Annotated in this window: 16 protein-coding genes; 10 read left to right on the top strand and 6 right to left on the bottom strand. The window is 36.1% G+C overall.

The features are described from left to right. Positions 1-47 precede the first annotated feature (47 nt). Positions 48-1,403: an NAD-dependent succinate-semialdehyde dehydrogenase gene (locus ACJJVM_RS14275; RefSeq protein ID WP_405212071.1), complete on the bottom strand. Its 1,356-nt coding sequence runs from the start codon at positions 1,401-1,403 to the stop codon at positions 48-50. Between the two features lie 162 nt (positions 1,404-1,565). Here ACJJVM_RS14275 and ACJJVM_RS14270 point away from each other — a divergent pair, with 162 nt between their 5' ends. Genes ACJJVM_RS14270 through ACJJVM_RS14260 form a run of 3 tightly spaced genes read left to right on the top strand, consistent with a single transcriptional unit; the run spans position 1,566 to position 3,263 of the window. Continuing rightward, on the top strand, positions 1,566-2,468 hold the full coding sequence (locus ACJJVM_RS14270) for a mechanosensitive ion channel family protein (RefSeq protein ID WP_405212070.1): 903 nt from the start codon (positions 1,566-1,568) through the stop codon (positions 2,466-2,468). 16 nt (positions 2,469-2,484) lie between these two features. Further along, a complete protein-coding gene (gene hpf / locus ACJJVM_RS14265) occupies positions 2,485-2,790 on the top strand; it encodes a ribosome hibernation-promoting factor, HPF/YfiA family (protein ID WP_298348672.1) in 306 nt (101 codons plus the stop codon). Positions 2,791-2,801: 11 nt separating this feature from the next. After that, positions 2,802-3,263 (top strand): arsenate reductase family protein, encoded by a 462-nt coding sequence (locus ACJJVM_RS14260; protein WP_405212069.1) that lies wholly within the window; start codon positions 2,802-2,804, stop codon positions 3,261-3,263. A gap of 73 nt (positions 3,264-3,336) precedes the next feature. On the opposite strand, the gene ACJJVM_RS14255 is transcribed toward ACJJVM_RS14260, so the two are convergent. Beyond that, positions 3,337-3,933 carry a nitroreductase family protein gene (locus ACJJVM_RS14255; RefSeq protein ID WP_405212067.1) on the bottom strand — a complete coding sequence of 199 codons (597 nt, stop codon included), beginning with the start codon at positions 3,931-3,933 and terminating at the stop codon, positions 3,337-3,339. Between the two features lie 273 nt (positions 3,934-4,206). On the opposite strand from ACJJVM_RS14255, the gene ACJJVM_RS14250 reads away from it, so the two are divergent. The 3 genes from ACJJVM_RS14250 (at position 4,207) to ACJJVM_RS14240 (ending at position 6,225) form a co-directional block, all read left to right on the top strand. Then, a complete protein-coding gene (locus ACJJVM_RS14250) occupies positions 4,207-5,499 on the top strand; it encodes an OmpA family protein (RefSeq protein ID WP_299148911.1) in 1,293 nt (430 codons plus the stop codon). Between the two features lie 145 nt (positions 5,500-5,644). Continuing rightward, positions 5,645-6,067, top strand: a complete 423-nt coding sequence (locus ACJJVM_RS14245) for a glyoxalase (RefSeq protein ID WP_298348663.1) — start codon at positions 5,645-5,647, stop codon at positions 6,065-6,067. After that, positions 6,067-6,225 carry an adenylosuccinate synthetase gene (locus ACJJVM_RS14240; RefSeq protein ID WP_405212066.1) on the top strand — a complete coding sequence of 53 codons (159 nt, stop codon included), beginning with the start codon at positions 6,067-6,069 and terminating at the stop codon, positions 6,223-6,225. Before ACJJVM_RS14245 ends, ACJJVM_RS14240 begins: the two co-directional genes overlap by 1 nt. Position 6,226: 1 nt before the next feature. Here the strand turns inward: ACJJVM_RS14240 and ACJJVM_RS14235 are convergent, their stop codons facing one another. The 3 genes from ACJJVM_RS14235 to ACJJVM_RS14225 all read right to left on the bottom strand — a co-directional run bounded on the left by ACJJVM_RS14235 (position 6,227) and on the right by ACJJVM_RS14225 (position 8,476). Further along, positions 6,227-6,910: a DUF2461 domain-containing protein gene (locus ACJJVM_RS14235; protein ID WP_405212065.1), complete on the bottom strand. Its 684-nt coding sequence runs from the start codon at positions 6,908-6,910 to the stop codon at positions 6,227-6,229. A 96-nt stretch (positions 6,911-7,006) separates the two neighbouring features. Continuing rightward, a complete protein-coding gene (locus ACJJVM_RS14230) occupies positions 7,007-7,555 on the bottom strand; it encodes a type 1 glutamine amidotransferase domain-containing protein (protein WP_298348657.1) in 549 nt (182 codons plus the stop codon). 141 nt (positions 7,556-7,696) lie between these two features. Further along, entirely contained in the window at positions 7,697-8,476 is a 780-nt protein-coding gene (locus ACJJVM_RS14225) for a tRNA pseudouridine synthase A (protein WP_405212064.1), read from the bottom strand. Positions 8,477-8,565: 89 nt separating this feature from the next. On the opposite strand from ACJJVM_RS14225, the gene ACJJVM_RS14220 reads away from it, so the two are divergent. From ACJJVM_RS14220 to ACJJVM_RS14205, 4 genes are all read left to right on the top strand, one after another. Continuing rightward, positions 8,566-9,000, top strand: coding sequence for a hypothetical protein (locus ACJJVM_RS14220; protein WP_298348653.1), 435 nt, complete (start codon positions 8,566-8,568; stop codon positions 8,998-9,000). Positions 9,001-9,086: 86 nt separating this feature from the next. Next, the gene (locus ACJJVM_RS14215; RefSeq protein ID WP_405212063.1) at positions 9,087-9,890 is read left to right on the top strand and encodes a DUF1853 family protein; all 804 of its coding nucleotides are present in this window, start codon (positions 9,087-9,089) and stop codon (positions 9,888-9,890) included. Positions 9,891-9,950: 60 nt separating this feature from the next. Further along, the gene (locus tag ACJJVM_RS14210; RefSeq protein WP_405212062.1) at positions 9,951-10,745 is read left to right on the top strand and encodes a LytTR family DNA-binding domain-containing protein; all 795 of its coding nucleotides are present in this window, start codon (positions 9,951-9,953) and stop codon (positions 10,743-10,745) included. Positions 10,746-10,846: 101 nt separating this feature from the next. Next, the gene (locus ACJJVM_RS14205) at positions 10,847-12,097 is read left to right on the top strand and encodes a S41 family peptidase (protein WP_405212061.1); all 1,251 of its coding nucleotides are present in this window, start codon (positions 10,847-10,849) and stop codon (positions 12,095-12,097) included. A 92-nt stretch (positions 12,098-12,189) separates the two neighbouring features. Here the strand turns inward: ACJJVM_RS14205 and ACJJVM_RS14200 are convergent, their stop codons facing one another. Then, a complete protein-coding gene (locus tag ACJJVM_RS14200; RefSeq protein WP_405212060.1) occupies positions 12,190-13,065 on the bottom strand; it encodes a hypothetical protein in 876 nt (291 codons plus the stop codon). Between the last annotated feature and the right edge of the window lie 37 nt (positions 13,066-13,102).

Below are 13,102 nucleotides of genomic sequence, written 5' to 3'. Positions count from 1 at the left end.
CTGCATATCGGGATTTTTTATTTTTACGCTTTCGCGAAAGCGGATACCTACTTTATATAAACCGTTTTTTTATTTACAAACTCCTGTATACCATCTAGCGATAGCTCCCTACCATAACCTGAAATCTTAGTCCCACCAAAAGGTAAGTTAGGATTACTCTTGACCATATCATTTACAAATACAGCACCATCGTCAAAAAGTGGTATAAGCTTCTCTATGCGCGCCGTATCTTGAGTAAAAATTGATACTCCTAACCCAAAATCTGACTGGTTTACAAGATCTACAGCTTCCTGATCATCTGTAAAGCGGGTCACTCCTATCACAGGCCCAAAGGTTTCTTCTTTAAAAATAGTCATCTCTGGCGTTACTCCGGTAACAATCGTAGGCTCAAAATATGCTTTTTGCCTGTGACCTCCTACGAGCACTTTGGCACCAGCATCTACCGTAGCTTTGAGTTGCTCTTCAAGTTCTATAGCGAGGTCTTCACGTGCCATTACTCCTATGTAGGTATCTTTATCAAGAGGGTCACCAGACTTTAGTTGTGTTACCGCTTTCGCGAAAGCGTCCATAAATTTATCATATACCTTATCGTGTAGCAAGAGTCTTTTACCAGCGATACAGCTCTGCCCCGTGTTTTGAAAACGTGCCTGAACACAAGTGGTAACTGTTTGCTCAAAATCACAGTCATCAAAAACCACTAAGGCATTACTGCCTCCTAACTCAAGTACAGATTTCTTAATCTCACTAGCTGCTGTACTAGCCACGGCAGCACCAGCCGGTTTACTCCCCGTAAGAGTGATTGCCTTTATACGAGCGTCACGCACGATATTTTCTATACGGTCACTACCCACGGGCATATTTTGAAAAACACCTTTAGGTAAACCTGCTCGCTCAAAAACTCTCTGGATATTCTGGGCGCTTTGCATCACATTACTTGCGTGCTTAAGTACTCCTATATTACCCGCCATAAGCGCAGGCGCTATAAATCTAAAAACCTGCCAGAAAGGATAATTCCAAGGCATTACGGCTAGCACAACTCCTATAGGCTCATAACGTACATAACTTTTTGTAGCGTCTGTTTCTATTGTTTTTGGTGCGAGGTGATCTGGAGCATTATCTGCATAATATCTACATACCCAAGCACATTTTTCTATCTCGGCGATGGCTTGAGATATAGGCTTACCCATCTCAAGCGTCATTGTTTTTGCATACTCGTCCTTATTTTTTTCTAGCTCTAAGGCGACATTATGTAAATGTTTTGCTCGTTCTGTAAAGCTTGTGGTACGCCATTGTAAAAAAGTCTCTTGCGCAAGTGAAAGTGTATCTTCTATCTCATTTAGATTAAAAGCCTTAATTGTTGCAACTTCTTCGTTATTATATGGGTTTGTTGAGGTAATATTCATAGCCTATTTTTTTATAAAGTTACATAGCCCATAAGGGTTGAGCATTATGGTTAAGAGCATTTTAACGGTAAGTAGGTAAAAGGTCTTAACAAAATGTGAATTGGTTTTGTTTTAAGAAAGTTTGCAAAGCTGAGACGTAATTTTAGAAAACCAACTAATTTTATGAATATAACCCAACAAACTGAAACCACTACGATACCTGAGGCATTTAAAAATGCCGCAGATAACTTTATAGACCAGTTACCGCAAATTACAACAGGAATCCTCATAATAGTTATAGGAGTTCTTATAGCGGGATGGATAGGTCGTTTTGCTAGAAAGAGAATTTCTGAAAGAACCGATGACCCTTTAATGAGCAAATTTTTGGGCACCGCTATTAAGTATCTTGTAATAGTAATTACTATAATGCTCGCCTTGAGAGCAGCTGGACTAGGTGGTGTAGCAACTGGAATACTTACTGCTGCTGGTGCAAGTGCTGTAGTACTAGGGTTTGCATTTAAGGATATAGGAGAAAACTTTATTGCAGGTATCATACTTGCTTTTAATAGGCCCTTTGATGTAGATGATACGGTAATGGTTGGGTCTAACTTTGGAAAAGTAAAGACGCTTGATTTAAGGTATACAAAGCTCAAAACTTTTGACGGTAAAGATGTTTATATCCCAAACAGTGATGTACTCACAGAGCCCGTAACAAATTATACAGAAGATGGTTTTTACAGATGGGATTTTGTAATAGGTATCGCTTATGAAGATAATATAGAAGGTGCAAAGGAAACGGTACTAAGGGCTCTTGAAGATGAGCCAAATGTAATAAATGATGATGTACACGAAAATTTTGTCATAGAAGACGAGCTAGCTACCAGCACTGTAAACTTAAAAGTTTTTTTTTGGGTAGATACTAAGGACTTTAGAAAACAAGCTATGATTACAAAGGGTAATGTGGTACGCAAAGTAAAAGAAGCATTAGAAGATAATGGGTATTATATGCCTGCAGATATACAAGAAATTAAGCTATATGGTGGAGTAAAAGAATTTCCACTTAGCTTTAATAAGAATACTAATTAAATTAAAACAGATAACTATGGAAATAATATTTGAATATCACGACGTAACTGCAAGTGCAGAGTTAGAAGCTTTCGCGAAAGCGCAATTAGAAAAACTTGCAGATAAATATCAATTTATACACAGAGCAGATGTATTTTTTAAACTAGAAAATACGTCAAGTGATGAGACAGGAAAAATCTCTGGTGTGCGCATAAGTATGCCTGGCCCAAGATTATTTGCCGAACATAGCTCTGATGACTTTTACCCTTCTTTAAAACAAGCTATTAAAGAAGTAGAAGTACAGTTGAGAAAAAAGAAAGAAAAAATGCAAGAACATCATTAAAAATCAAAAGTATGCCAACCGATATGACACTAGCAATAGATAATAATGAGCTCATTGTGATTTACTCACAAGAGTCAAGTATAGGAAAACAAGTAATAGGCTATGCAAAAAGCAGTGAAGCCAAACTAAATCTGATTAACATATCAGAAGCTGGACTTACAGGCACGCAGTGGAGTGAGGTGGCAGATATGCTTGGAGCAAGTATAGACGAACTTGTATCAAAAAATCATCCAGATGTAGATAATTTTGCAAAAGATGCTACCTTAAGTGATGATGACTGGATTCACTTTATACAGAATAATAGTAACGCTATACAAAAGCCTATACTCATAAAAGGTACTAAGGCTATTCAGATAGAAACCCCTTCTGAAGTATTGGGATTTATAGGGGTAGATTCGGCTGGGTTAGAAAAGCACCACGTAGGTGATGAGCCAGAAATAACATCTAATACTGATGATGAACAACAAGTATAAAATGTAAATTTCATCTCATAAAAAAAGGAGCCACTTTATTAAAGTGGCTCCTTTTTGTTACAATAGCTTAAAACTATTTCTCAAAAAGTTCCTCATTAAAATCTCCATTAAAAGTAAAAGAATGTTGAGATTTTCTTGATCTTAATTTTGTCTCTTCTTTTTGAAGATCATCAGATAGCTTATCTAGGTCACCTCCATAATAACCTATAGCCGTTGCTGTAGCAATATGATAATCATCTGGCAAAGAAAACTCTTGCATTGCTTTCTTATAATTTACTCCTGCCATCTGGTGCAGAGCTATGCCTAATTGCTGTGCTTGAAGTGATACATTACCCATAAATAATCCCAAGTCGTGTAATGCGTGAAAATTATCTTTACCATCTGGAGTGGTCTTTTTATAACCCCCTAATATAATAGCTTGTGCATTACTTGCCCACGACTGGTTAAACTCATCAAGACAAGAAAATATACGGTCATAAGCGTCTGTCCCTTTAACACCCCATATGATAACCCAGGGCTGGTGGTTATTAGAACTTGGTGCCCACCTACCCGCTTCAAATAGTACTCTTAGCTGTTCTTCAGAAATGGCTTCTGTTCCAAAAACTCTTGGACTCCATCTATTCTCTATAAGTGGATTAATCATATACTCTGTTGTAGTTTCCTTTTTCATATTCTTTTTTTTATAAAAGTATTTTTATAGCACTAAATGGAGCGGTTTATTAATAATAATTAACGCGTGTTCCCTCGGTATTTTAACTATTCTTTATAATATGTGAAATTATGTATCATATTTGTAAATACTAGTACAAATTTATGACGGTATTTTAGCCAATTATCTACGTGTTAAGAATATGGTAAATCTTAGTTAATAAATGCGAATAACCTTGTTTAAGCAGTTTTTAAGATTAATTTTGCGGCTGAATTTGAACTAACAATAACATTTATGAAAAAGATTACACTTGCTATAATCGCATTAGTAGGAATGCAATTAGCAACAAATGCACAAGAAAGTACTGAGACTATGTCTACTGACTTTAACAAGTGGTCTGTAGAGCTTACAGGAGGGGTTAACAAGCCAGTACGTCCATTTTCTGGATCGTACTCAAACACTCCATCACTTTATACCGTAACAGGTGGCGCACGCTATATGTTTAACGAGAAAGTAGGTCTTAAAGGAGGTATTGCTTACAATAGTTTTGAAAATAACGACAATGCGAGTGAATTTAACACAGCACTTTACAACTTCTCTTTAGAAGGAGTAATTAACGCTGGTAACATTCTTGGTTTTAGAGAGTGGACTAACACTTTTAACGTACTTGTACACGGTGGTATGGGATATTCTGCATTAACTACAGATGCTCCTGCTGTTGAGAGAGATTTTGGAGAGGCAGATCAGATGCTTAGCTTTATGGTGGGTGTAACTCCACAAGTAAGAATATCTAATAGAATTTCTTTAGTAGCAGATCTTACTGCAGTAGGTAATGTACGCCAGGATTTAACTTTTGATGGACGCCAAGCTGGTGGAACAAGAGGTTTTGATGGTTTTTATGTAAACGCAACAGCAGGTATAAACATATACTTAGGAAAAGCTGAGAAGCACGCAGACTGGTACTCAAGTAAAAACGTTGCTGAAGAGCAAATCGCAGACTTACAGAACCGTCTAGCAAAAGTTGAGACTGATCTTATAGATACAGATCAAGATGGTGTTGCAGATTACTTAGATCGTGAGCCTAACACAATTTCTGGTGTAGCAGTAAATACTAAAGGTGTTGCAGTAGATAAAAACAAAAACGGAGTGCCAGACGAATTAGAGTCTACACTAGATAATCGTTATGCTAAGAAGGGTGATATCCCTACTTCTACTCCAGCTATCGCTTCAGGAGATGACGTAATCAAAAAATTAATCGAAGATGGATACGTAAACGTATACTTCCAGTTTAATAGCACTAAGCCTGAAACTTATAGCCTTGAGTCTATCAACTACCTTATTAAGTATATGACTGAGAACTCTGGTTCATCTGCTCAACTAGTAGGGTATGCAGATGAGATTGGAAATCCATCTACTAATCAACGTCTTTCTGAGAGAAGAGCTCAAAAAGTAAAAGACATTATGGTAGCAGCAGGAATCTCTGCTAGCCGTCTTACAGCTACTGGAAACGGTGAAGATGCTTCTGTAGATAAAAACTCTGCTCCTGCTCGTCAGTTAGTAAGAAGAGTAACTTTTAAACTTAACTAATCAATTATAGATTACTTTAAGTGTTAATTGCAAAGCCTCCGATTTTTTCGGGGGCTTTGCTCGTTAATAAGGTGTTGAGAAGTATTAGGTACGCTTTCGCGAAAGCGCAAAACGTTTACCTAACTTTAAAGAAAACACAGGAGTTATGAATGACAGACCTAATGATATTAAGAGAATACGTCCAGAAATTCCAAAAGCACGTATTAACGATCAAATGAGTGATGAGGAGCGATTTCAAAACACAACACTAAGACCCGTTGTAAAATTGCAAAACCCTCTTCTTATTGAGATGTTTAGAAACTATATCACAAAAAGGAAAAATGTGTTCTACAACCTATCTCTCGAAAAACGTCTTACTTATATCGAAAACGCAGTTAATAAGGATATGAAATTCCGTAACAGCCTTAAAGGAATGATAATAGGCCAGTTTACTGTAGAGGAGTATCTTATCTATATACAAAACTCATCTGCTCTTAATAAAAGAATGGCAAATCTCTTAAGAGAACGCCTTATAAGCCAAGTGCAACTCTTTGATAACCCAAATGAAGTACTTATTAAAGCTAGTTAATGCAAATACCTACAGACATACCAAAACCGCAAAATAATAGCCCTATAGACCCCTCATCACCTCTAGAGCTCATTATCTTTATTGCATTACCCATACTACTTATTGTAGTGTACTTTGTAAACAGAAAACGTATTAGGGATAAAAGGAAAAAGAAGTAATTTATAATATGGACTCGCCATTGAGATCTGTTGTGAGCACGTCACTCATATAATCAAAGTATGGTCTTAGTAGTTTATAATGAGATACAACCGTCTCACTAAAATCACTTTGCATTACTTCCCTATCTGTAAACTCCCTGCGCACCACAAAGCTTTTGAGTTTTATAAGGTCAATGTTTGGATCATTCTTATCAAAATCTCGTGGAGCAGTTTTTACAGCATTTGTGGTTTCAAATCCATTAGGAAACGCTTTCGCGAAAGCGGAATCATTAAGTATATCCCTTATCTCACTAGCATCAAGATGAAACTCTGTGCGTATGCGCTTTAAATCTGCAGCTTCTGGATTAAAGAACCCACCGGCTATAACAGATTTGTCTCCCGGTTCAATACGAAGATAATAACCGCCACGCCTGTGCGCTCCTGCCCTACTAAAACTTGCAGACCTATGCACATTATAAGGTGTCTTGTCCTTACTAAATCGTATATCACGATTGATACGAAAGATTTTGAGTTTCTCTATTTCATCGGTTTCATTAAGTCCCGCTTTAATAGTAGCATAGAGCTCTTTTAGAACCTTTTCACTATCTTGATATCTAGATTTGTGGTTTGCCATCCACTCACGTGTATTATTCTTTTTGAGATCTTTAAGAAATGCGAGGGAAGCCCTAGGTACAGCTGTAATCATAAAATGTCTTTAGGTTGTCTAAGTTACTTATATAAATAAAAATAGCCACCACAAAATGTGGTGGCTATTTCAATCATCAATCAAATCAAACCTGAATTACGCGTGTTGTAATTCGTGCTTTCCTTCATTTACTTCTTCAATGAGCTTAGCATTAAAAGCTTCTAGATCTCCAGGATTACGACTTGTTACGAGCGCCTCATCTACTACTACTTCTTTATCTACCCATAATGCTCCCGCATTTTTAAGGTCGGTCTTAATACTGTTGAAAGATGTCATTGTTCTCCCATTTACTACATCTGCCTCGATGAGTAATTGCGGTGCGTGGCATATTGCTGCTACTGGTTTGCTTTGCTTAAAAAAGTCTCTAATAAATATAAGCGCGTCATCATTACGTCTTAATTTATCTGGGTTAATAACTCCTCCAGGTAGCATTAGCGCATTATAATCTTTTGCACTCACGTTATCTACTGTGTCTGTTACATCATACTCACCAGACCAGTTACCGTCTGCCCATCCTTTTATGGTTCCTGTTTTTTCACTTATTATATCTACGGTGAAGCCTTCATTTTTCATCGCCTCAAGTGGTGATTTTAATTCACTCTCTTCAAATCCGTCTGTTGCTAATATTGCTACTCTCTTTGTCATAATCTTTCTTCTTTTTAGTTAAACAATTAATTATGAAACAAAGATACTGGGAGGCTCTTACCCTCGCCGTTAAAGAGATGATAAGATAAACTGGCTCAGGGTTAAACCTTTATTAAATGACTCGTAAAGCTGTTAAGAATGTTAAATCTGGACGTCCTGCAACAATAAACCGCTCGCCTGTGCAATGCGTGTGAGCTTAATATCATTACTAGCATCTAGTGTCTTTTTAAAAAAATCAAGATCAATATTTCCCTGCCCTAAATCAAAAAGAGCACCCATCATAAGACGTATCTGGTGGCGTTTAAACCCTTTACCGCTTACGCGAAAAGCATAACTCTCCTCCGGGAAGAAACTAGCGGTATACAGATCATTAATCTCAATTGTAGATGATAGTACGTGACCAATAGTTTTAGTTTGTGGATTAGGCTTATAAGCATACGATCTAAAATCGTGCTCACCCTCAAAAAGCCTTGCAGCCTCTTTCATAAGTTCTAGATCGAGCTCACCCGCTATATTAATCATATAAGGTGCGGCAAATGGATGATTCTTTTCTCCATAAGAAAAGAGATACACATATTCCTTTGCGATGGGAGCATCCATCACATTAAATTTTTTATCTACCTGAGTAATTTCAAGACAGCGTATGTCTTGAGGTAAGTTATCATTAAGCAGTGTAAGAAAACCTTCTACTGGTAGTGGGCTATCATTTAAAAACAACTCAACATAAGCCACATTTGCAGACACCTTTGCATCTGTTCTGCCAGAAGCCAATAGTTTAAAATTTTTGCGATCTAGCACATAGGCAAAGGTACGCTCCATCATACGCTCTACAGTGAGAACATCTGGCTGCTTCTGCCAGCCGTGGTATCTAAAACCTAAGTATTGAATCTTTAAAAGATAGTAGTATCGCTTATCAAACATCCTTCAAAAATAGTTACCTCATTTTAATTTTAGATTGATAATTAAAAAATAATTGTAAATTAAAACTCAAATAACTTAAACCAATTATTATGACGACTACACAAAAACCTTCTACACTTTTCTGGATTATTGGTATTGTGCTCCTCCTCTGGAATTTAATGGGTGCTAGTGCCTTTATAGTAGACAACTTCTTTACAGATATGATTGCAAGCGCTTATAATGAAGAGCAAATGGCTGCTATAAACGCTACGCCATTATGGTCTAAGATACTATATGGTATCTCAACCTTAGGTGGTCTGCTTGCTGCCATATTGTTACTAGCTAGAAAAATAGGTGCTGTGCGTGTTTATGCAATATCACTTATTGCAATTATTATACACACGGTATATAATATAGGTTTTGCAAATGCGATGGAACTCTTTGGTGTGGGAGCTGGCCTTATATTTCCTCTTATTATAATACTCCTCGCTATTTTTGAATACTGGTGGAGTAAATATTGTGCGTCAAAAGGATGGCTCAACTAAGTAAAAAAAAATGTAACGTTCAAAAAAGCTACTTTGTATACAGAGTAGCTTTTTTTATGTAGCATTACAATTACTACTTTTAGACTATGAAACAAATTGAAGGTTTTCTCAATACACCACCACTATGGACGGGCACGCAATTCTCCCTTACTCAATTTGAAATACCTCATATAGACCTATCAACATTCATCGCTACTGCTATACCACCTCATTTAAGATTAGGCCATCAGGTAGAGTATATCTTTAAACAACTACTAGATCATTCTGAAAGATATACCGTGCTGGCTCACAACATCCAGATTAAACGAGATAAAATAACACTAGGTGAACTTGACTTTGTGGTAGAAGACCGCTTTCGCGAAAGCGTAAAAATACACATTGAGCTTACCTATAAATTCTACATTATAGATACTGCGGTTACTAGCCCCATACACCAACTTATGGGTCCCAACCGAAAAGATCACTTCTACCTAAAAATGCAAAAAACAAGAGATAGGCAACTACCTCTTGCCTACTCTGCAGAAGGACTTGAGGCGCTGCAGTCTATAAATGTTAACCCACAACAACTAGAACAACGCACACTTTTTATGGGTCAACTTTTTACGCCATTTAATAAAAACGTAATACTCCCAGAGGAAATAGATCCTCGCGCCATAATAGGTTACTGGATACAACTAGATAGCTTTTGCACCGCACGCTTTCTAGATTATAGATACTATATAACGACCAAGCCAGAATGGTTACACAAGCCACATACTGAAGTAAACTGGCTCAATCACAAAGAGGCACTAGCTATTATAAAAGAAAAACATACACTCAAGAGAGCACCGCTTGTATGGATACAAAAAGATGACACCACAGTTGATAAAGCCTTTGTAGTATGGTGGTAAAATTTACAGGACACTTGACTGGTAATGATGTACTTCATAAATTGAAGCAAAATTAAAGTTTTGCAAAAATATCCATTTGACCAAAAATTTAGCAGCTATCTATTTATTGCATTAGGGCTGGCTATTTGGGTATTTGCATTTCTCTTTCTCACAGAACCGCTTGATGTAAATCAATTTAAAACAAGCGAAAAACTCATTTATCTCCCGCTATATGGTTTGCTTGCCGCGATATGTTATCTAGGTATTTATCCTATACAAAAGCGTCTCTACAAGCATAAAAATAAACAATGGACACTATTGAGCGAGCTGCTGTTTTTCTCACTATTTATAACGATTACTTTTATCGTGATGCGGTGCTTTTACCTATATGTTGTGGTTTTTAATGAGCCTAACCCATACTCTCTAGGCTATTACTTTACCTCAATATTTTTACCAGCCGTTCTAGTCATATTTCCTATAGTAGCTATCGCTAGATATGCCTTAGGTAAGTATGCAAGTAAGAAGGTAGAAAATTCTAAACTTTTTATATCTGGTGATGGTAATTATGAGGGTATAAGACTTCTAGAGTCTGATTTGATCTTACTAGAAGCATCGGATAATTATGTGGAAGTCCATTATCAAAGCCAAGGTGTTTTAAAAAAACAATTGATACGTGCTAGGTTATCACGACTAGAAAAAGAACATACGCAACTACTACGCACTCATAGATCATATCTCATAAACAGAGTCCACTTTACCTCTCTAAAAACACAAAATAACAAGCTAGGAGTTATACTTACACACGATATTTTTGTTCCAGTTTCAAAAACCTATATCTCACAGGTAAAAGAGGCGTTTAGTTTCGCCACAAACTAAGGGCATTTCGCCCCAAGACCTATTATATAAAGAGATTTAAACATATTCAAGTTTAGATTTGTTGCATCAAATAATTGTTCAACTTCTTTAAATAATGCGTTATGAAAATCTCAATTTCCTACTTTCTTTTGCTATTCTTTGTCTTTTTTGCTTTCGCGAAAGCGCAATCACAACAAACCTGTAATTGTAAAGATGAGCTTGCCTTTATAGATTCTCACATTACAGAAATGACTTCTTTTAAAAAGCAAATAAAAGGAGATCACAAAGAAGCCTATGAGCAAACTTTAAACGAATTAAGTAAAAAGGTAACAAGGAGTATGCCTATTGCAGAGTGCTATAGAGCTCTTAATATATTACTCTCTCAGGTAAAGGATAAACACGCACATATCAAACATATAAAACCGAGTATACTTGCTAGCACCTTACTAACAGATAAAGATATAAACCAATACCGTAAGAGTAAATCGTTTGCAAATCATCCTAGGTATGATGAATCGCTCACTTCTATTGAAAAGGAGCTTAAAAATTCACCTTCCAGAAGTATAGAAGGCGTTTACCAAAGGGAAGGTGTATTTACAATAGGTGTTGTAAAGAATGGAAACCTTTATAGCGGTGTGGTACTCGCCTCACAGTCGCCTTTATGGATCCCAGGTCAAATTGCTTACACTATTATTCCCAATGGAGAGGGTATGTATGATATTATGACTAGTGATATACCGGGAGGAACACTGAGATTTATAAGGGCTTTATATTTACACAATGGTACACTATGGCATCTTAAAAAAGAAAATGCAAGTCCATATGCGGCGGTGGGCAAAGAAAGCGGAAATTGGTATTTTAAACAAATCTCACCTAATACACAGTACCTATATATGGGCTCGTTTTCTAATAGTAAAGAAAATGTAGCTGCTTTTACTTCATTTTACAACTCACATAAATCAAAAATTACGGATCAAAACATAATTATAGACTTACGCAACAATGGAGGTGGTAACTCAAAATATTCTGATCCATTTTATAAAATACTTAAAAAGAGTAAAGCAAATGTTTATGTCATTACCAACTTCTGGTCTGCCAGTAATAGCGAGCAATTCACCCTCAAATTAAAGAGTTTAAAAAACACAACTCACTTAGGTATGCGCACCTATGGTGCGATAGCTTATGGATCTAATTACGGTAAGCTCTTAGAAAGCCCCTCTGGTCTATTTGCCATTTACCCCACAGATATGAACTTTCATAAATATATAGATTATGAATATGTAGGGATACAACCAGACATTGTACTAGATTATAATGAAGACTGGATTAAGCAAACACTAGATTATATTAAAAAACAAGATGCTGAATATTGAGAAAATCCTTTTTGAAGAACACACATTCTAATCTAAAAAAAAGCATCAATAATAATTGATGCTTTTTTTTCAAGATTAAACTATATAGAATCTTAGAGGGCTTTCTTATCTACAAGATAGCCAGCGATTTCCTTATATAATTTTGATTTATTTTCTTCTTTGAGCCACGTATGTTTTATTCTACCTAGTTTCCACTTATATCTATGTACTCTTAACTCTGTAAAACCAAGCTCTGCTGTTGCTACTCTCCCGCCCTTATTATTATAGAAGAAAACAATAGGATCTCCTGTTTTACCTGGTTTTTGACCTGGTTGAGAAGTGAGTGCTTGTTTAAAACGAGTGATCATTTTACCTATAACAACATCACCTTGTTTAATATCATATGTATCTAATATATAGTTGTTATTAGAAATCATATTAATATATGGTATAGTCTCTCTAGAACTATTTTTAAAAACTAGATATGGCTTAGCGGTCATATCTCTTTCTTCTATAAAATCAAGATCGTTCATTTCCTCAAGTTCTTGATTATACATCGCTGTAATCTCAAGAGGAATTTCTGGTACAGTTTTATAATAAGATTGTGCAGCTTCTTTATTAAGAGAGCCATCTTTATTGAGAATTCCTTTTTCTATAAAATAAGGAACGACTTTCTTTCTAGTCTGAGAGTATTCATTCTTTATATCTAGACCAGCAACTATGTTGAGTGATGGTATAGTAACTTCATTATAAGCATAAACTTCTTCATCTCCCTCTATTGGTGAGTGCAAGGTTTCATACTTATAGATGACTAGAGGGTTTCCATCTACATCAGAGTAAGTAAAGAGTTTATTTTTTAAAGAATCCTTTGTTTTGACAATAGTTCCTACAAGAACTTTATCAATGTAGACATCATCTTTTTTTACTTTAACTTTTTGAGCTGTTAGTAATACTGGAAATAATACAAAAGCTAGAATGATTTTTTTCATTTAAATGATTTAGGTTTCAAGTCCTAAATGTAATAAA

The organism is Dokdonia sp. Asnod2-E02, from assembly GCF_045063915.1.
Taxonomy (GTDB): Bacteria; Bacteroidota; Bacteroidia; order Flavobacteriales; family Flavobacteriaceae; genus Dokdonia.
The sequence above is the reverse complement of the archived record's forward strand: the minus strand, read 5'-3'. Positions and strand labels throughout refer to the sequence as shown.

Excerpts from the sequence above, each read along its gene's own strand:
- ACJJVM_RS14205 (WP_405212061.1), top strand. The coding sequence starts at position 10,847 with ATGAAAATCTCAATTTCCTACTTTCTTTTGCTATTCTTTGTCTTTTTT.
- ACJJVM_RS14230 (WP_298348657.1), bottom strand. The coding sequence starts at position 7,555 with ATGACAAAGAGAGTAGCAATATTAGCAACAGACGGATTTGAAGAGAGT.
- ACJJVM_RS14245 (WP_298348663.1), top strand. The coding sequence starts at position 5,645 with ATGAATGACAGACCTAATGATATTAAGAGAATACGTCCAGAAATTCCA.
- ACJJVM_RS14250 (WP_299148911.1), top strand. The coding sequence starts at position 4,207 with ATGAAAAAGATTACACTTGCTATAATCGCATTAGTAGGAATGCAATTA.
- ACJJVM_RS14270 (WP_405212070.1), top strand. The coding sequence starts at position 1,566 with ATGAATATAACCCAACAAACTGAAACCACTACGATACCTGAGGCATTT.
- ACJJVM_RS14200 (WP_405212060.1), bottom strand. The coding sequence starts at position 13,065 with ATGAAAAAAATCATTCTAGCTTTTGTATTATTTCCAGTATTACTAACA.
- ACJJVM_RS14220 (WP_298348653.1), top strand. The coding sequence starts at position 8,566 with ATGACGACTACACAAAAACCTTCTACACTTTTCTGGATTATTGGTATT.
- ACJJVM_RS14240 (WP_405212066.1), top strand. The coding sequence starts at position 6,067 with ATGCAAATACCTACAGACATACCAAAACCGCAAAATAATAGCCCTATA.
- ACJJVM_RS14255 (WP_405212067.1), bottom strand. The coding sequence starts at position 3,933 with ATGAAAAAGGAAACTACAACAGAGTATATGATTAATCCACTTATAGAG.
- ACJJVM_RS14225 (WP_405212064.1), bottom strand. The coding sequence starts at position 8,476 with ATGTTTGATAAGCGATACTACTATCTTTTAAAGATTCAATACTTAGGT.
- ACJJVM_RS14235 (WP_405212065.1), bottom strand. The coding sequence starts at position 6,910 with ATGATTACAGCTGTACCTAGGGCTTCCCTCGCATTTCTTAAAGATCTC.
- ACJJVM_RS14260 (WP_405212069.1), top strand. The coding sequence starts at position 2,802 with ATGCCAACCGATATGACACTAGCAATAGATAATAATGAGCTCATTGTG.
- ACJJVM_RS14215 (WP_405212063.1), top strand. The coding sequence starts at position 9,087 with ATGAAACAAATTGAAGGTTTTCTCAATACACCACCACTATGGACGGGC.
- hpf (WP_298348672.1), top strand. The coding sequence starts at position 2,485 with ATGGAAATAATATTTGAATATCACGACGTAACTGCAAGTGCAGAGTTA.
- ACJJVM_RS14275 (WP_405212071.1), bottom strand. The coding sequence starts at position 1,403 with ATGAATATTACCTCAACAAACCCATATAATAACGAAGAAGTTGCAACA.